The sequence below is a fragment of the Bacillus sp. SRL543 genome (assembly GCF_984799205.1).
The window spans coordinates 2125303-2143159 of record NZ_OZ481794.1 but is presented as its reverse complement, the minus strand read 5'-3'; the positions used below and the strand labels follow the sequence as shown (position 1 = coordinate 2143159).

Genomic DNA, 17857 nt, shown 5'->3' with positions numbered 1-17857 from the left:
TTTTTTTCCAGAAGAGATTAAATTTTCTTCAAAACTGTTTCAAGATTGATTTTGTGGGTATATAGTAATGGTAACAAGAGACTAATCCGAGGCGGTGTGGATGATGACAGAACAAATGATTTTTTTGAACGAATTGAAAGAGTTATTGAACGAATACTGCCGCTGCAATATAAAGCCTGTCAAAAAGGCCATCTATAATGATATCCTCCTGATCTGCAGGGCATTTGCCCAAATGGATGAAGGACGCGCCGCCTGAGACCCCTTCTTAAAATAAAAAACAGTCCAGCCGCGAAGGCTGAACTGCGATATATGGTATTGCCTATTATAGTTTAGTAACGTTAGCCGCTTGAGGTCCGCGAGCTCCTTCAACCACTTCGAAAGAAACTTCTTGGCCTTCTTCCAGGGATTTGAAACCTTCTGATTGGATTGCAGAAAAGTGAACGAATACATCGTTTCCGTCTTCAGCTTCGATGAAACCAAAACCTTTTTCTGCGTTAAACCATTTTACTTTACCGTTTGTCATAAAAAAATCCTCCTAATGGCCAGCTTCAGCCATGTGTAAATTCACCATTTACAACGCATATAGCTTTTACGAATCATCACTTCTCCAAACAGTATAAAAACCCTGGAAAAAGCAGCTTTGCAAATCTATCACGGTGCAGAACGGCTGATTTAAATTTAGCATTAATCCATTTTCCTGTCAAGGAATGGAATCTGTTCCTTTATAGGCCGGAAGCACTGTCATTCCAGGCTTTTTCCTTTAAATTCTGGGGCAGGCCCTGTATGGATTGCACCACTGAATCCAGCTTCGCTTCAATCCTGTGAAGCAGATACAAAGTTACAACAATAGGAAAGCCTACATCGCTGATTAACGGGATCAATTGGTCCATATGCTCCTCCTTTATAAGCCTTTTTGTCTCCATCCTGAAGCTATGCCGAAAAAGAAAGAGACCGGCCCATGACGGCACCGCGCCCCTCCTTCTATTAAACTAGTTCATATTCGGTTACATTGCGGTCAATCACTTTTGCTCCTTTGACAGAAACCAGCTTTCCGCTCGGACCTGCAAAGATATCTGCTGCGATCAACTCTTCCATTGCCTGCTTCAAGGCAGCCGTGTCGATTGGTTCCTTGGGGGAGTCAACACTCAGGGAAGAAGTTTTGCCATTTTCAGTGAGAAATTGGATTTCCAGTGTTTTAGCCATTCTCTCACCTCCTTTCCGGATTTATTGTATTAGCCGATTACGTCAAAGCTGTCGTTTCTCTGAACAGAATTAAGAGGATATTCGCTTAGAGCTGCGAACGCCTGGGCTGCCTGGTGAAGCTGGTCCGCCGTTGCCGAGTTTTTCACATTGGACAATGTTTTTGACTTGTAAATCGGATCGCCTTTTTCGTTCATTCCTGTTTCAAAGTAGATTCGAAGACTTGTAGCTGTTGCGACTGTCTGTGCCATCTTGCATCACCTCCTTTCACCTTCTATATATAGATTTACTGGCGAAAAGGACATGGGTGATGAAAATTTTTTACATTAAGGCATTCTGTGATGTGTGGGAAAGAGAGCTTCAAAGGCTCGAGCACAAAAATTAAAATCTCAAACTTCAAGAGTATAAATAGTGTTTGGAATATTGGAAAGGCAGGCGTAACGGCTGGGGGAGCCGGTATGGATGGATTAAAGCAATAGGTTATATTTATTAACGGGGGCTGCTGATTTGCGCTCCAGGCACTTCGCTTTCCGCGGGGCGGCGCTAAGCCTCCTCGTCGTACCTCCTGCGGGGTCTCAGCTTTGCCGCTGCAATCCCGCAGGAGTCTACGTGCCTTCCACTCCAATCAGCAGGGCTTCTAGAATTCGATAGCGTTCCCTGATGCCTTATATAATTTAGATTTGCAGACAAATTCATTTTCTTTTTTCCTTTGCTATAGAAAACTAAAAAAGCCGGGGTTACCGGCTTTTTAAGCAAATCTTGATTTTCTCAGCCTTGAATCCAAAACGAAATTGCCGAATGGGATAAAAGCTACAGCCAATGCGCTTGCGACCCATATAAAGGACCAGCGGACCTTAAAGGTCACATAGGCAATGATGAACAGGTATGTAACAAACAAAAATCCATGCAGGGAACCTACTACAGTGACCGCTTCCGGAAATCCTGCAAAATACTTCAATGGCATCGCGATGAATAGCAGCACCAGCAGCGAGCCCCCTTCAAGAAAACCCATAATGCGAAAGCGTCCTATCGGTGTGTTCATGTATATCCTCCTTTCCTTATTTGCAATCAAGAGTTCAAGCCTTAATGCAATCATAAAGGCTTGCTTTTAAAAAATCCAGTGGCTCTTGGAGCATGGCTGCAATCACTGGCCCGCGCAGGTGCTGAACAGAAAGCCGGATAACAGGACAGCTAAGGCATGCTTTACATTTCCAGCAAATAGAGGCTCGTTTACATAATCAATCTATTCACGGTCTTCCCATTAAATTCTTAACCTTCATCATTAGTGCTCCCGGCATGCGGCATTAAAACAGGCAAAAAAACGCAGCCGTCATAGGATGTATCAGAAGCGGCATATCTTCCCGGCAACCGCATACCATGAAGGAGGTGGCGATTTTGGACTTGCTTCAGTTTCTGAACCAGAAATATATCATGCTGGTGCCGGCGCTTTGGGTCATCGGATTGGCTTTGAAGCATACACCATGGGTTCCTGACTGGACCATCATCTGGATTCTTTTATTCCTGTCGGTCGGCTTTGGTGCGATTGCCTTTGGCTTTTCCGTAAACGGTATCCTGAACGGCGTCACTGCGGCAGGTATAGCTGTACTCGGACATCAAATGTACAAGCAATCGCTGCTAAACAGACCTGCGCACAGAAAAAAGAATAAACATAAAGAATAAGGGGAGGTTTGCTGTTTTTAGCTGATATGGCGGATGCAAGGGGATATGCGGCTTCTTTTGCCTTTTTGATGCAAAAAAAACACCATAAAAGCAATTTGCCTTCATGGTGCCCGCCTATGAGGGCGGCAGCTCAGCATCTGATATATAGATACTGAAGTATACGGAGGAGATCTTCCCTACCAATATATTATAGAAACCAGAAAAAGTGTGGACAAATTACCTGAGCATTTTCATTAATTTTCAGATGTTTCTTAGCGAAACGGCTTATTTTTAGAGAAATGGGGGTAAAAATGGAACAGCACCGTAGAGACATAAGAGGTGATACGATGGAATGGAGAGGTTTATTCATCAATAATCCGGACAGGCAGATACAAATCTCAATATACCCTGCAGGAAACGCGAAGGACGGAGCGGAAGGGTATGTTGCCATGGCCAAGGAGCAGACCCGCCGAATTACAGTCCAGGAGTTCTCGAAATGCCGGCTGAAGGCAGTAAGGATGGCATTATCCCTTCTTGAGGACGAAATCCTTTTGAAAATGGAATATGACGAGGACAATACACCTCAATAAACAGGCAAGAAGAAGGAAACAGCCTCACCGCTCCTGCTTCCTTCTTCTTGCCTTCAGTCCTCTTCCCCGTCTGTTTCCTTCAGCTCCAGATGAAATTCCCCTACAGCATCTTCTTCGTATAAATTCGTTAACGAGGTAAAATAGTTATCGATCATTCCACGGAACTCCAAGTCATCTTCAGGTACCTTTACATCAAAATACAGATCATATAAAAGTGTAGTGATATCATGATATTCCTGGTGGCTGACTTTGAAGTCAAAGGAAAGATGAATCGCCTGCACACCATCATCCTGCACTTTTTCTTCTTTATAGTTATACACATCAATCTGGTTCCCATTCAGGATTACCTGTTTGGACATGAACGGATTCCTCCCTTTTCTAATTCATTTAAAACGGACAAGATTAGCTTATTTTATGTAAGAATTCCTGGTTAAATGAATCGTACACCTTTATTTATAGGATTTCAAACAACTTGTTTCCCATAATCCAGGCAAAAAAAAGAGCTTCAGGGGAAGCTCTTTCTCATTCGTCTTCTTCAGAAGTATTCAGATGCTCTTCTTCATCTATCAAGTAAGTCCAGTCGCTTTTTATCATATTGTCCCAGAGTTTCTCAATGATTTTCATGTGTGAATCCCTCTCTTCGGTGTATGGTTAATACATAATTACCCGATTTTCAGAGGAGCTAACATCCATTTCACAAAAATCATTTTAGATTTTTTTCTTGATCATATCAGCGTACTGCTTGGAGGTGCGCACCTCTACTGTCAGTTTCCCATTTTCCATCACGGTTTTGATAAGGAACGGAGCCCCGGCTTTATTTTGGAAGCGGAAATCCTTGCCTCCGTAAGAAACAGTGGCATCCCTGCCGACAGGCACATACCCGACTGTTACAGAATGATGGTGCTTTTCTACATAGTCTACCCCGACCTGGTCGACTGCATTGAAAAGGGTGGACGATGTCTGGCAGATCCCGCCGCCGATGCCCATGACCAGCTTTCCATTGATGGCCTCCTGCGCCGGCTGATAGCCATGTGCCTCATCACTCGGCCCTACTGTTGTATTAAAAGAGAAATAATCATCGATCCCTACAATCACATTTTGAATGGCTTGTGCCGAAAGCTCGATATTCTTCGTCCTTCCTGCTACAGAGCTATTGAATTTCGTAGTATAAGAGGAAACCAAGACTTCACTTAAATGAGCAGCATCTTCCTGCTTATACCCGCTTTCAGATACGACGAGCGGTATTTCAACATTTCCTCCTTCAGCAGAAGCCTCAATCACCTTTGCGGTCAGCTCCGCTTCCTCGAGGATCGTCCTTGGGTTTCCTTTTACGATCTGGCCGTTCGCATCGATCCGGTCAGGGATCATCCTTTTGTCATAGCCATCACTGGCATCTGTCCCTCTTGCCAAACCCTTCGCCCATTGGCTGATTTGCTGCTTATACTTTTCCTGATCCTTCTCAAAGCCCATTTCCTCCGGCTTAAAGGTTTTGATGATCGCTTTTGTTACCGGATCGATCACCTGGACAACGACAGGTTCTTTTTCTTCTTCAGCCTGTTTTTCCTGTTCCTTCTTTTCCTGTTCCTTCTGAAGCTGGCTTTCAAGTTCATTTACTTTCTCCTCCAGCTTCTCCTCCTTTGACGCCTGATCCGCACATCCGCCCAAAACTGCCAAACTGCCAATCAACAAAGCTGCAATCCATCGTCTGCTTTTCGCCATGACTCCCCCAACCCTGTTATTTATTTCCATAAACCGCAAACTTCTATCCTAAAAACAGCTTCCGTTTATCATCTTATTCTTCAATTTTGAAGGTATTCCCGGCAGAGCTAGGAACTATCTACTATTTTACAATAAAAAGGATTCTTTATAAAGAATTAGGTGTTTTGGGAATGAAAGGAAGCAGTGCTCTGAAATAAAAAAACACTCCCCTCCGGAAGTGTCCATTCTTATTTTATAGACTTGTGCTAATGCCGCTCCTGCCCAATTTCATTCTTAAATAGTCACTGCATGCATCGATATCAGGTTCTATTGTACCCTCCATGAGGACTTGGAGATACGGCTTCCGGTCATTGAGCAGTCCGGCAATTTTGTCATAGTTTAAGAGGCCCTGTCCTGCCGGGACGATTTTCACCTGATCATCTTCAATTACGAAATCTTTTGCATGGAAGATGGCAATCTTTTCCCCAAGGAGTTCAATAGCTTCTGCTAACAGCTCATCCTGTCTGTGGTAGTTTTCAACCGTTATAAGGTTGGCAGGATCAAATATGACCTGGACATTATTAGAGTCTACCAGATCCAAGAGCCGTTTGAGTTTTTCGGCTGAGTGGACTGGATGGTTGACCCCTGCCTCTACACCGACCATTACACCGAATTTTTCAGCTTCCTGTGCGAGCTCAGCAACACTTTCCACTGCGTCTAAAAAGGGCTTTTCCTCAAAATTTCTTTCACTATAGCCCATTTCAGGAAGAACACTTCCAGTCTCGGTACCGACGATGCTGCAGCCGAAATCCCTTGCATACCGGATATGCTCTTTAAATTTTTCCAGCCCCTTCCGCCTCTCAGACAGATCTGGATGAATGAGATTCACATAGCAGCCAAGGACGGCAATTTGTACGCCGGCACTTCCAAATGTCTTCCCTATGTATTGGGCCAGCCCTGGTGACAGGCTGCCTGGCGAGGGATAAAGAGAAGCTAGTGATTTTCCCAGCGCCAGCTGGATGCATGAAAAACCTTTGCGGCCAATTTCTTTTGCCAGCTCTTCCAATGAATCTTTTTCAATATCGTGGGCTCTGATCCCAAGGTTCATCTTGATTCCCTCCTAATAAGAAAGCCGCACTGGTGTACGGCTTTTCTCACATATTCTTTTATCGTACGAGCCAGCCTCCATCTACCGCTAAAAGATGGCCGTTCATATAGCTCGACGCATCGCTTGCAAGGAACACAACGGCCCCCATCAGATCGGCAGCCTGCCCCCATTTCCCGGCAGGAATCCGTGAAAGGATTTCTGCATTCCTCTTTTCATCAGACCGGATGGCAGCTGTATTATCTGTCGCAATATAGCCAGGGGCAATCGCATTGACCTGGATATTGGATTCTGCCAGCTCATTCGCAAAAGCCTTTGTCAGGCCTGCCACTGCATGCTTGCTTGCCGTATACGAAGGGACGAATTTCCCTCCCTGGAAAGACAGCATGCTCGCAATATTGATGATCTTCCCGGATTTCTGTTCAGCCATCACTTTTGCTGCCTCCTGGCTGAGCAAATAGAGCGAATTCAAGTTAACTTCCAATACAGCATCCCAATCTTCTTCTTTATATTCAAGAAGAGGGGCACGGCGGATGGTGCCTGCATTATTGACAAGGATATCAATTTTTCCGTATTCACTTAGACATGCTTCTACCGCTTCTTTGATCTTTGTCCGGTCGCTGAGGTCAGCCTGGAAAAATACCGCCCTCTGGCCTGTTTCTTCTATTAATCTTTCAGTATCCTGCCAATCGCCGCTCCTGGAAATGACAAACAAGTCGGCTCCTGCCTTGGCAAGCGCTGCAGCATAGGCCTGGCCGAGTCCTTTATTTCCCCCTGTCACAATGGCAGTCTTGCCAGTAAGGCTGAACATATCCATTGAAAAGGAACTTAGTGCCTCTGTCATATATAATCCTCCGTTTCTAACCGTCTTTTATCGCAATTCTTCCATTTTGACATGGTCCATATCGGTATAAGTGATATTCTCTCCGCACATTCCCCATATGAAGGTATAATTGCTTGTCGCCGTACCTGTATGGATGGACCAGCTAGGGGAAATGGCAGCCTGTTCATTTTTCATGACAAGATGCCTTGTTTCATCCGGCCTTCCCATGAAATGGAAAGCTCGTGTATCTTCCTCCATATCGAAATAGAGGTATACTTCCATTCTCCGCTCGTGCGTATGGCATGGCATCGTATTCCAGACGCTTCCCGGCGACAGCATCGTCAGGCCCATCTGCAGCTGGCAGCTTTCGCACACATTCGGATGGACATACTGGTAGATTTTCCGTTCATTCAGTGTGCCGGGCTCTCCCATTTCCAGCGGCTTGATTTCATTGATATCAATCTTAACTGTCGGATAGGTATGATGGGCCGGCGTGGAGTTAATATAGAACTTGGCTGGCTGTGCCGCATTTTTTGAGCGGAAAAGCACCTCCCTGGTCCCTTTTCCAACATATAATCCGTCCCTGGCCTGCATATCGTATTCTGTTCCATCAAGGATGACAGTCCCGTCCCCGCCTATGTTGATGATGCCGAGCTCCCGCCGCTCCAGGAAATACTCGACGCCCAATTCCTTGTCGAGCTTGATAGTCAATTCGCTCTCGGCAGGTGTAACACCGCCAAAGATCATCCGGTCATTATGGGTATATGTGAGGTGGACCTGCCCGGATTCGAATAGTGTTTCCACAAGAAATTCTCTTCTTAAATCATCGGTCGTATACTTTTTCATATCCTCGGGATGAATCGCATAGCGTGTTTCCATTGTGCATTCTCCTTTTCGTTCATTATTTTCAGCGGAGGATTTTTCCAGGTTCATTTTCCGCCAAAGCTAAAACTTCTTCCTTTGTGAATGAATTGCTGTCTCCATGGACTGTGTGCTTAAGGGCTGAAGCGGCTGCTGCAAAGTCTGCCGTCACCTGGGAATCCCACCCCTCCAGCACGCCTGCAAGAATCCCTGCCATAAAGGCATCCCCTCCGCCTACCCTGTCAACAATAGGCTCTATGGTATGGACTTTAGATTGAAAAAGCCGGCCTCCACTGTACAGATTTCCCTGGAGAGTGTTGCTGGAAGCTGAAATGATTTTCCGGAAGGTAGAACAGATATAACGGATGTCAGGATATTCTGCTGACAGCTTCTCATAATAGTTTTCCAGCCTCTCAATTTGTGAAAGAGAGGCATCGGCAGGCTCCATCCCCAGGAGATGGATGCTGTCCAGTTCCCCGCATGAACAGATGTCTGCATATGGAAGCAGTTTCTTTAAGGCCTCCCCGGCTTCTGGCTGGCTCCAGAGCTTTCCGCGGTAATTAAAGTCAAGGCTTGTCAGCACCCCATATTCCTTAGCTTTCTTGAAAGCGAGGAGTGCAAGCTCCCTGAGCTCAGGGGAAAGGGCAAGTGTGATTCCGCTTATATGAAAAAGTGAAGCATCGTGCAGCATGCCATCCAAGTCTGCTTCTTCAGGCAAAAGTTCCGAGAAGCTTGAATGCTTCCGGTCATAGGTGACCTGGGCGCTTCTCTCACCTGTCCCTTGTTCCAAATAATAGGTGCCGAGACGGTCTCCGCCTTTTAAAAGGAAATCTGTCCGGACGCCATTAGCTTTTAAATGCCTCTCCGCTCCCTGCCCCAAAGGGTTATCAGGCACTTTGCCGGCAAAAAAAGATTCATAGCCGAAGTTTGCCAAAGATACGGCGACATTCGCTTCCGCACCGCCATAGTGGACGGTAAGCCCTGCTGCCTGGGAAAGCCTTACGCCCTCTTCTGTCGAAAATCGCAGCATAATCTCTCCCAGCGTAACAATCTTCTTCATTGCAGCCCCTCTTTCCTTGCTTCTTCGACAATTTTTATATATTCTGCGGACATTTCAGTGATTTTTTCATAGTTTCCTGTTTTGGCAGGCGCCGCCAGGCTTCCTCCTACCCCAACTGCCACACAGCCGTTTCTGATCCATTCCCCGGCATTTTCCAGGCTGACTCCCCCGGTCGGCATAAGGTTAGCCTGAGGAAGCGGGGCTTTGACCGCCTTAATGAAGCCGGGGCCAAAGGCATTGCCCGGGAAGAGCTTGATAATATCTGCACCGTATTCCAGCGCTTCCTTCATTTCAGTGATCGTCATGCAGCCCGGCATATAGGGCACCTGATACAAATTGCACAGCTTGGCGGTCTCTCTGTCAAAAGCCGGGCTGACGATGAATTCAGCTCCGGCGAGAATGGCAATCCTCGCTGTCGCCGCATCCAGGACGGTTCCCGCTCCCAGCACTGCCCGCGGCTCATCCGCGAAAAATCCTGCCAATTCTTTTAAGACGTCTTCAGCTCCATCGATGGTAAAGGTGATTTCAATCCCGGCAATTCCGCCCTTTACGCAGGCTTCAGAGATTTTTACAGCTTCTTCCTTTGAGTCTGCCCGGACGACAGCCACCACTCCGGATTCTGTCAATCTATTCAATATGCTCAGTTTCTTCATAATTGCCTCCCCGGCAAGGTTTACGGTCTGTATGATCCCCGCCTATAAAGTGACTCCGCTTTTAAAAATAGAAATCTCCCTGAAATCATTTTTCTCGTTATTGACAGGTTCGCCGCTTGCCACACTGATGATATAGTCTGTGAACTGCTGAAGCACATCGTCCGCAGAAATTTCCTCTTCCAGGAGTGTGCCTGCATTGAAGTCGATCCAATGGGGCTTTGTTTCATAAAGCTGGGTATTGGTCGAGATTTTCATCGTCGGCACAAAAGTTCCGAAAGGGGTTCCCCTGCCGGTTGTGAACAGGACAATATGGCAGCCTGCAGCAGCCAGCGCGGTGGAAGCAATCAGATCATTCCCGGGTGCGCTGAGAAGATTCAGCCCTTTTTTGCGGAGAGTTCCGCCGTATGGCAAGACATCAACCACCTTGGATGTTCCTGCTTTCTGTGTGCAGCCAAGTGACTTATCCTCAAGGGTGGTGATCCCTCCTGCTTTATTGCCTGGTGATGGATTCTCGTACACAGGCTGGTTATGTTCTAGGAAATAGCCTTTAAAATCATTGATCAGGCTGACCACCTTTTCAAAAACCTCTTCGTTTTCCGCACGTTCCATGAGGATGGTCTCAGCTCCGAACATTTCCGGAACTTCGGTCAGTACTGTTGTGCCGCCTTGTGCGATCAGGTAATCCGAGAATCGTCCGAGCAAAGGATTAGCGGTAATTCCCGAAAATCCGTCAGAGCCGCCGCATTTCAATCCTATATTCAATTCAGACAGCGGGATATCCTCCCTTTTGTCATCCTTTGCTTCTTCATAGATATCTTTCACAAGCTGAAAGCCTGCTTCAATTTCATCAGATACCTCCTGGGAAACGAGAAACTTAACGCGGCTTTCATCCACTTCGCCAAGAGACTTCCTGAATTCCTCCATCTCATTGTTTTCACATCCAAGACCTAAGACGAGCACTCCGCCTGCATTAGGATGATGGACTGCATCAAGAAGGATCTTCTTCGTATTTTCATGATCGTCCCCAAGCTGGGAACAGCCGTAGCTGTGCTTTAATACAAGTGCCTGGTCAAATGGATTACATTCACCGGCATGCTTTTCAAAGCGGCTGATGATTTTCTCAGCAATCCCATTGACACAGCCGACCGTCGGGACAATCCACAATTCATTGCGGATTCCTGCCTTGCCGTTTTTGCGCCGATATCCCTTGAAGGTTCTTTGCTCTTGGCGGAAAAAGCTGTCTGCAAATGCCGGGGAATAACTGTATTCCTCCTGGCCAGAAAGATTCGTTTTCGTATTATGGGTATGCACCAGCTCTCCCTGGCCGATTGCAGCTGTGGCATGCCCGATCGGATAGCCGTACTTTACGATATTCTCATTTTCATTAATTTCGGATGCTGCAATTTTATGTCCCCGCCGGATGTCCTCACGCAAAATGACTGATTTGCCTTCGACTACTAATTCATCGCCGGCTTTCAGGTCTTTCAGCGCGAGAATAATATTGTCTGCCGGATTGATTTGAAGAAATTCTCTCATTCTGCTTCCCCCTTTGCTAAGACAGGCTTGCCGATTATGCGCTGAAGCGCTTTCTTAATGCCCGCCTCTTCTATTTCCCTGAGGTAGTCAGCCACTGCTTCCTTAAGGCCTGTAATTTCAGTAAGGTCCCTGCCCCAAAGGGTTTGTTCTTTCAGAAGATTTATGGACAGCTGATCCATTCCGATCTGCTTTTCCTCAAATCTGCTCCATTCCGCCTGGAAGATTTCGAGGACAGTGCTGCTGTCCTCCACATCTTTTTCTTTGTAAAGATATAAAAGGCAGCTTAAGGAGAAGACGATCCTGGCGGGCAGATTTCCTTCTTTCTTTGAATAATCAAGCAAGGAAGGAAGGTTTCTGGCAGAAAATTTCGACACCGAATTCATTGCAATACTCTGTACATAGTGCTTGATATAAGGGTTGGCAAATCGGTTCATCACTTCTTCGGCATACATCTCCAGCTCTTTTCTGTCTCCTTCCAGCGTTGGAAGGATTTCCTCTTCTATCAGCTTCTTTATAAAAAGCCCTGCTTCTGGATGGCCGACCGTTTCTTCGACTGTCTCAAGTCCTGTAAGAAGTGCCAGAGGAGTCATTGCCGTATGGGCGCCATTTAAGATCCTGACTTTTCTTGTACGATAAGGAGTAATGTCATCAGTAATCACAAGATTCAGTCCAGTCCCTTCAGCAGGCAGCTCATTCTTCAGCCAGGAAGGGCCTTCTATAGCCCAGAGATGATAATGCTCCCCTGTAACAAGGAGTTCATCCTGATAACCCAGCTCTTTTGTCTTTTCATCTAAACTGTCCTTCGGAAAGCCCGGGACAATCCGATCCACCAGTGTTGAGCAGAATACATTGGCATTTTCAATCCAGTTTTTGAAACCTTCATTGAGATTCCATGCATCAGCGTATTGGAGGACGATATCTTTCAGTTTCCCGCCGTTATTTTCAACCAGTTCACACGGAAGAAGTATGCACCCATATTTCTCGTCTCCCTGAAAAGCCAGGTAACGATGGTATAGAAAGCTTGCAAGTTTTCCGGCAAAACCCTTTTGCGGACGATCCTCCAGCTTGTCATCAGGATCAAAGGCCATTCCGGCCTCAGTCGCATTGCTGATGATGAATCTGATTTCCTTCTGCCCCGCAAGCCTGATAAATTCCTCATAATCTGAGTGAAGATTGATTCCCCTGCTGATTGAATCGATGACCATATGTTCTTTTACAGGAACCCCTTCCTTCAGCCCTTCCATATAGAGGGTATACAGACCATCCTGGCGGTTAAGGCGTTCAATCTTGCTTGACCCCCGCGGCTGTACGACAACCGCACTTCCATTGAACCCTTTTTTCTCATTTAAAATTTGAATCTGCCAGTCGGCGAACCCCCTTAAAAAGTTCCCTTCGCCAAATTGAAGGATCTTTTCAGGGAAAACTCTTTTGGCATGCGTTTTACTGTTTAGGCTTTCCATACCCTTCCTCCCTTCTATTCAATACTGCACACGTTAACATTTTTACCAGGAGCCCGCTGGCTGCGGGTAAAGCTAGCTAAGCGATTTTACAGAGCTTCTAACGATGAGCTCGGTATTAACAAAGATCTTTTCGGCCTCAAGCCCTCCTTGAACAAGAGAAAGCATTTTTTCCGCCCCCAGCAGACTGATTTGCTCTACAGGCCTCTTCACGGTGGATAGCGGCGGAGTGGTGTATGGTGAATAACCGATATCATCGAAGCCGATAACAGAAATATCATCGGGCACTTTCAGACCTTTTTCAAACGCACAGTTCATGGCACCGATCGCCATATCATCGTTAGAGCAGAAAACGGCAGTCGGCGGTTCCTTGAGTGATAAAAGCTGCGCCATAGCCAGAAAACCACTTTCCATATCATAATTGCCTTTCACTGCATAACTGCTTTTCACAGGAATCCCTTTATCAATCAGCGCTTGCATATAACCGTCCTTGCGCATCTGAGAGGATTTAAAGCTTGAAGTCCCTTCAATGATCGCAATCTCCCGATGGCCGTTTTCAATCAGAAATTCCACTGCCTGTTTCGAGCCTTCCGCATCATTTGAGCATATATTATAGACACTTTCCTCTTCTATCTCCCTGTTCAGGACGATAAGGGGAATCTCCTTTTGCAGGACATGGTAGATGAAGGGGTTATCCCGGACACTTTGGCTCATAAGGATGATGCCATCAAACCGCTGCCTGTTGATGCTGGAAAAATCCTGATAATCATCGATGCCGCGGATGAACAGATTATAATCCTGCGAAATGGCTCCGTTGACTCCCTTGATTGTATCCGCTAGGAAGCTCGCAGACGTTCCGTTTACGAAGCTTGTCAGGAACAGGCCGATCGTATGCGATTTCTGCATAACCAGGCTCTTCGCATTCACATTCGGCGAATAATTCAGCTGGGCGGCAATTTCAAGGATCTTCCGCTTTGTCGGCTCTTTGATCAGCGGGCTGTTGTTCAATGCACGCGATACCGTTGTATGCGATACATTGGCAATTCTTGCAATATCTTTAATAGTTACCATAAGTAAACCTTCCTTTTGACCAATCGATGCTATTCTTCCTGTTATTATAACTGCCTCTGCCCGCCGGCTCCAAACCTGGAGTGCTTCCGGGTTATTTTACCGAAGCTTCAAGCTGTTTTTGGGCTTCCTGGAATTGAAAATAGTCCTCTGCATTATAATAGGAAATTCCTTTGATAATTCTGCTGAGCAATTCCTTATCATTAGGGACTTCCCCATTTTCGACCCATTCACCGATCAGGCTGCAGACAATCCTGCGGAAATATTCATGCCTGGTGTATGACAGGAAGCTTCTTGAATCGGTTAGCATCCCGATGAACCTGCTGAAGAGCCCCATATTTGCCAAGGCTTTCATCTGATCGAGCATCCCATTCCTCGTATCATTGAACCACCAGGCAGTGCCGAATTGAATTTTCCCGGGAATGCTGCCGTCCTGGAAACTGTTGATGATGCTGGCAAGTATATGATTGTCCCCCGGGTTCAATGAATACAGGATCGTTTTAGGCAGCCCCCCTTCCTGAGCCAAAGAATCAAGCAGCCGGACGAGCGGCTTTGCAATTCTGTCATCATTAATAGAATCGTAGCCAGTATCAGGGCCCAGCGTCTGGAACATTTTCGTATTATTATTGCGGTGTGCATTCATATGGTATTGCATAACCCATCCCAGGCTGGCATAAAGCTTGCCCAGATGAATGAGCGTATAAGTTTTATACTGCTTTTCCTCTTTCTCGGACACAGTGCTTCCTGAAAGCTTTTTAGCAAAAATCTGTGAAACCTCTTCAAAGGTGGCTTCTTCATATACAACCATATCAAGCGCATGGTCAGAAACCCTTCCGCCGAGAGAGTGGAAGAAATGGACTCTTGAATCCAGAGCTTCAAGAAGTTTAGCGTAGCTGTCAACCGCAACTCCGCTCGCTGCCTCAAGCCGCTCTATCCACTCTTCGTAGCCATGCCGGTTGATTTCAAGGCCTTTATCTGGCCTGAAGCCCGGTACAACAAGGACTGGAAAACCCTCTTCCTTTAAAAGAAGCTGGTGATATTCAAGCGTATCGGCTGGATCGTCGGTCGTGCAGATGACCCGGACTTTTGATTTCTTGATAATCTCCCGGACTCTGAAATCTTCTTCTGCCAGCTGCTTATTGACCTTATCCCAAATGTCTGGTGCAGACTTTTCATTTAAGATGTCATAGATGCCAAAAAAGCGCTGCAGCTCCAGATGGGTCCAGTTATATAATGGATTTCCAATCGTCATAGGCACTGTCCTTGCCCAGGCAAGGAATTTATCATAATCGTCTGCATCACCGGTTATGTACTTTTCATCAATCCCATTGGCCCGCATTACCCTCCATTTATAATGGTCCCCGTACAGCCATGCTTCTGTAATATTCTTAAACTTTTTATTTTCATAAATTTCCTTTGGGCTGATGTGGCAATGATAATCAATGATCGGCAAATCCTTTGCTTCCTCGTGATACAAAGCTGCAGCCGTTTCATTTTTCAGGAGAAAATTCTCACCCATAAACTTTTCCATATGAATCAACCTCCTAGTGTTTTGTTAACGTTAACAATTTTCTATAAATTCAGTCTAACAAATTTAAAAAGGTCTGTAAACGACTTTTGTTAACGTTAACATTATTTGTTCTGCCAGCTGGTTTCCTTAATTAGTTTATGATTTATGGGATGGAAGGCCCTAGAAAGCTAAGTGCTAATTCTATATAAAAAAAGGGTCCCGGTATGATTTACCCCGGAACCCTTTAAAACTTAAGTAGTTCAAACTGCTGCTATAATAATAGCCTTATTCAGCAGTAAGAATTTCTTCTATCTGCTGGAGGCTGTCTTCTTTCAGCTTTACGCCTGATGCCTTTACATTTTCTTCAAGCTGTTCGGGGCGGCTTGCTCCGACAAGGGCGCTTGCTACGTTAGGCTGCCTGAGGATCCATGCAAGGGCAAGCTGGGATAAGGTAAGATCCTCCTGCTGCGCAATTTTTTCAAGGCTCTCTGCCTTTTCGAGATTACGGTCGTTCAGGACACCGTAAAGAGTGCCAAGGTCCTTTTGTGAGGCGCGGCTTCCTTCCGGCGGTGCTTCCCCTTTTTTATATTTGCCTGTCAGCACGCCCTGGGCAAGCGGCGAGAACACGACCTGGCCGATTCCATGCTTTTCGCTGACCGGGATGATTTCTTTTTCAATATTACGGTGCAGCATGCTGTAATTCGGCTGGTTCACGACGATCCGGTCCAGAAGCTTCTTATCTGCCAGGTGCACGGCTTCCGTCATCTGCTCTGCCGTCCATTCGCTAACACCTGCATAGAGAATCTTGCCCTGCCTGATCAGATCATCAAGAGCGCGCAGGGTTTCTTCCAGAGGAGTTTCCGGATGGAAGCGGTGGCAATAATAGACATCGATATAATCAAGCCCCAGCCGCTTCAGGCTTGCATCCGCCTGTTCCATGATATGCTTGCGTGAAAGCCCTGAATCATTGGGCCCGTCCCCCATCTTGCCGAAAACCTTCGTTGCAAGCACATAGGAGCTTCTGTCATATTTGGCAAGTGTTTTTCCAACGACCTTTTCTGCCTCTCCGCGCATATACACGTTCGCCGTATCAAAAAAATTGATGCCGAGCTCATATGCTTTATCTATGGAAGAGGATGCCTTCTGCTCTTCCACATACCCTCCATAGGTGAGCCAGCTGCCGAGGCTGATCTCGCTGACCTTAAGGCCTGTATTTCCAAGACGCCGATATTCCATATTCATTAGCTCCTTTATATATGTATTGATAGAGTTTTTTGAAAACTCTATGTATTTCAGTCTATCACCCTTTAAGATTATTTTCTTTTTAGATGCTCAGAGAAAGAATTGTAGCATTGCCGACCGTTTGTAACTTTTTCAATTCTCTGCGTAAAGCTAAAGTATTAGGATCAAGTGATGTTTGAATGAAACTCCGAGTATAAATGAGATATTTCTTTTTTAAATCATAGAATATTTTTGGTAAATTATATAGAAAGGAGTATGGGAAAGTGTGGATATAAACCAGTTTGATTTTTCAATGAAAAATTGTTTGGCAAAAGGCTGTTTAAAGAGTACAGATTAAAGGCTAGAGAAAGTAGAATAAAACCACTATATTAAATAATGATTATTCTTCAAAATTCCCAATTACTATATAATTTAATTCAGCTAGTGTTTATACCAAACGATTAGGAGGAATACCTTTGATTTATTCATTATGGGAACAAAGAATTCCTTTCTTGAAATCTGGTGATGAGGAGAACACTCCTGTCCTAGCTTTCTACCCTGCCAGTAACAATACAAGCAGAAGCGCAGTGATCGTCTGTCCCGGAGGGGGGTATCACCATAGAGCTGATCATGAGGGAGAACCAGTTGCAAAATGGCTGAACTCTCTTGGCATCTCAGCATTTGTGCTGCATTACCGAGTAGCTCCATACAGGCATCCTGTTCCTTTAGCTGATATGCAGCGGGCTATACGCTTTGTAAGATACTACTCTGAAAAGTGGAATATTGACAAGCAAAAGATTGGCGTATTGGGGTTCTCAGCTGGCGGACATTTAGCAGCCTGTGCCTCGACTTTATCACATCTCCGTACAACAAAAGATTCAGATAACATTGATTTAGAAAATTGCCGCCCCGATTTTGCTGTTCTGTGCTATCCGGTAATATCATTAGTAGAGCATTACCATGAAGGATCGATGATTAATCTTCTGGGAGAAAAACCAAATGAGGAAATGAGGACCTTATTATCCTGTGAGCGTGACATAAACAAAACTTTACCGCCGCCGACCTTTATATGGCATACAGCTGATGATTCAGCTGTTCCTGCTGAAAACAGCCTATTTTATGCTGCCTTATTGAGTAAATTAAAAGTGCCATATGAATTACACGTTTTTCCGCATGGACGGCATGGCCTAGGGCTTGCCAGCGATAACCCTGCCGCAGGGAAATGGACTGAGCTGTGTGCTGCATGGCTCTCTCAAAATTCATTCTGCCAATAATCTGATCTACAAGCTCTAGTTGAGTAAATGCCCGTTTTTATTAGCTTGATTTGTTAAACATGAGGTGCCTTTTCACTGAACATTATTATTGTAGTAGAATTTATCCTATTAAAAAGGGGCAGGTCTTTTTTCAGCCTGCACC

General features: G+C 45.6%; 21 protein-coding genes. 4 read left to right on the top strand and 17 right to left on the bottom strand.

Annotation, left to right across the window (positions count from 1 at the left end):
* Window positions 1-100: 100 nt before the first annotated feature.
* Complete coding sequence (locus AC4E8B_RS10805) at window positions 101-256, top strand: hypothetical protein (RefSeq protein ID WP_490218879.1); 156 nt, start codon at window positions 101-103, stop codon at window positions 254-256.
* 66 nt (window positions 257-322) lie between these two features.
* On the opposite strand, the gene AC4E8B_RS10800 is transcribed toward AC4E8B_RS10805, so the two are convergent.
* From AC4E8B_RS10800 to AC4E8B_RS10780, 5 genes are all read right to left on the bottom strand, one after another.
* Entirely contained in the window at window positions 323-523 is a 201-nt protein-coding gene (locus AC4E8B_RS10800) for a cold-shock protein (protein WP_490218877.1), read from the bottom strand.
* A 199-nt stretch (window positions 524-722) separates the two neighbouring features.
* Window positions 723-890: a YvrJ family protein gene (locus AC4E8B_RS10795; protein WP_490218875.1), complete on the bottom strand. Its 168-nt coding sequence runs from the start codon at window positions 888-890 to the stop codon at window positions 723-725.
* Between the two features lie 94 nt (window positions 891-984).
* Window positions 985-1203, bottom strand: a complete 219-nt coding sequence (locus AC4E8B_RS10790; RefSeq protein WP_490218874.1) for a DUF2922 domain-containing protein — start codon at window positions 1201-1203, stop codon at window positions 985-987.
* 29 nt (window positions 1204-1232) lie between these two features.
* Window positions 1233-1451: a DUF1659 domain-containing protein gene (locus tag AC4E8B_RS10785; RefSeq protein WP_490218872.1), complete on the bottom strand. Its 219-nt coding sequence runs from the start codon at window positions 1449-1451 to the stop codon at window positions 1233-1235.
* Window positions 1452-1948: 497 nt separating this feature from the next.
* Window positions 1949-2242: a DUF3817 domain-containing protein gene (locus tag AC4E8B_RS10780; RefSeq protein ID WP_022543779.1), complete on the bottom strand. Its 294-nt coding sequence runs from the start codon at window positions 2240-2242 to the stop codon at window positions 1949-1951.
* A 344-nt stretch (window positions 2243-2586) separates the two neighbouring features.
* Here AC4E8B_RS10780 and AC4E8B_RS10775 point away from each other — a divergent pair, with 344 nt between their 5' ends.
* The gene (locus AC4E8B_RS10775) at window positions 2587-2880 is read left to right on the top strand and encodes a phage holin family protein (protein WP_490219624.1); all 294 of its coding nucleotides are present in this window, start codon (window positions 2587-2589) and stop codon (window positions 2878-2880) included.
* Window positions 2881-3170: 290 nt separating this feature from the next.
* Window positions 3171-3449 carry a hypothetical protein gene (locus AC4E8B_RS10770; protein ID WP_490218870.1) on the top strand — a complete coding sequence of 93 codons (279 nt, stop codon included), beginning with the start codon at window positions 3171-3173 and terminating at the stop codon, window positions 3447-3449.
* Between the two features lie 53 nt (window positions 3450-3502).
* Here AC4E8B_RS10770 and AC4E8B_RS10765 read toward each other — a convergent pair whose 3' ends face one another.
* From AC4E8B_RS10765 to AC4E8B_RS10710, 12 genes are all read right to left on the bottom strand, one after another.
* Window positions 3503-3808 (bottom strand): DUF3219 family protein, encoded by a 306-nt coding sequence (locus AC4E8B_RS10765; protein ID WP_490218869.1) that lies wholly within the window; start codon window positions 3806-3808, stop codon window positions 3503-3505.
* 349 nt (window positions 3809-4157) lie between these two features.
* Window positions 4158-5198, bottom strand: coding sequence for a VanW family protein (locus AC4E8B_RS10760; RefSeq protein ID WP_490218867.1), 1041 nt, complete (start codon window positions 5196-5198; stop codon window positions 4158-4160).
* A 202-nt stretch (window positions 5199-5400) separates the two neighbouring features.
* Entirely contained in the window at window positions 5401-6255 is an 855-nt protein-coding gene (locus AC4E8B_RS10755) for a sugar phosphate isomerase/epimerase family protein (RefSeq protein ID WP_490218865.1), read from the bottom strand.
* A gap of 58 nt (window positions 6256-6313) precedes the next feature.
* Window positions 6314-7096, bottom strand: coding sequence for a 2-dehydro-3-deoxy-D-gluconate 5-dehydrogenase KduD (kduD, locus tag AC4E8B_RS10750; protein ID WP_490218863.1), 783 nt, complete (start codon window positions 7094-7096; stop codon window positions 6314-6316).
* A 27-nt stretch (window positions 7097-7123) separates the two neighbouring features.
* Complete coding sequence (kduI, locus tag AC4E8B_RS10745) at window positions 7124-7954, bottom strand: 5-dehydro-4-deoxy-D-glucuronate isomerase (RefSeq protein ID WP_490218861.1); 831 nt, start codon at window positions 7952-7954, stop codon at window positions 7124-7126.
* A 28-nt stretch (window positions 7955-7982) separates the two neighbouring features.
* Window positions 7983-8996, bottom strand: coding sequence for a PfkB family carbohydrate kinase (locus AC4E8B_RS10740; protein ID WP_490218860.1), 1014 nt, complete (start codon window positions 8994-8996; stop codon window positions 7983-7985).
* Complete coding sequence (locus AC4E8B_RS10735) at window positions 8993-9649, bottom strand: bifunctional 4-hydroxy-2-oxoglutarate aldolase/2-dehydro-3-deoxy-phosphogluconate aldolase (RefSeq protein WP_490218859.1); 657 nt, start codon at window positions 9647-9649, stop codon at window positions 8993-8995. The genes AC4E8B_RS10740 and AC4E8B_RS10735 overlap by 4 nt, the downstream gene beginning before the upstream one ends.
* A gap of 42 nt (window positions 9650-9691) precedes the next feature.
* Window positions 9692-11185, bottom strand: a complete 1494-nt coding sequence (locus tag AC4E8B_RS10730; RefSeq protein WP_490218857.1) for a UxaA family hydrolase — start codon at window positions 11183-11185, stop codon at window positions 9692-9694.
* Window positions 11182-12645, bottom strand: a complete 1464-nt coding sequence (locus AC4E8B_RS10725) for a tagaturonate reductase (RefSeq protein WP_490218855.1) — start codon at window positions 12643-12645, stop codon at window positions 11182-11184. Before AC4E8B_RS10725 ends, AC4E8B_RS10730 begins: the two co-directional genes overlap by 4 nt.
* Window positions 12646-12717: 72 nt before the next feature.
* Window positions 12718-13713 carry a LacI family DNA-binding transcriptional regulator gene (locus tag AC4E8B_RS10720; RefSeq protein ID WP_490218853.1) on the bottom strand — a complete coding sequence of 332 codons (996 nt, stop codon included), beginning with the start codon at window positions 13711-13713 and terminating at the stop codon, window positions 12718-12720.
* Window positions 13714-13804: 91 nt separating this feature from the next.
* The gene (uxaC, locus tag AC4E8B_RS10715; RefSeq protein WP_490218851.1) at window positions 13805-15241 is read right to left on the bottom strand and encodes a glucuronate isomerase; all 1437 of its coding nucleotides are present in this window, start codon (window positions 15239-15241) and stop codon (window positions 13805-13807) included.
* Between the two features lie 264 nt (window positions 15242-15505).
* Complete coding sequence (locus AC4E8B_RS10710) at window positions 15506-16456, bottom strand: aldo/keto reductase family protein (protein ID WP_490218849.1); 951 nt, start codon at window positions 16454-16456, stop codon at window positions 15506-15508.
* A 461-nt stretch (window positions 16457-16917) separates the two neighbouring features.
* Between AC4E8B_RS10710 and AC4E8B_RS10705 the strand changes: the two genes are divergently transcribed.
* A complete protein-coding gene (locus tag AC4E8B_RS10705) occupies window positions 16918-17715 on the top strand; it encodes an alpha/beta hydrolase (RefSeq protein WP_490218847.1) in 798 nt (265 codons plus the stop codon).
* Window positions 17716-17857: the final 142 nt, after the last annotated feature.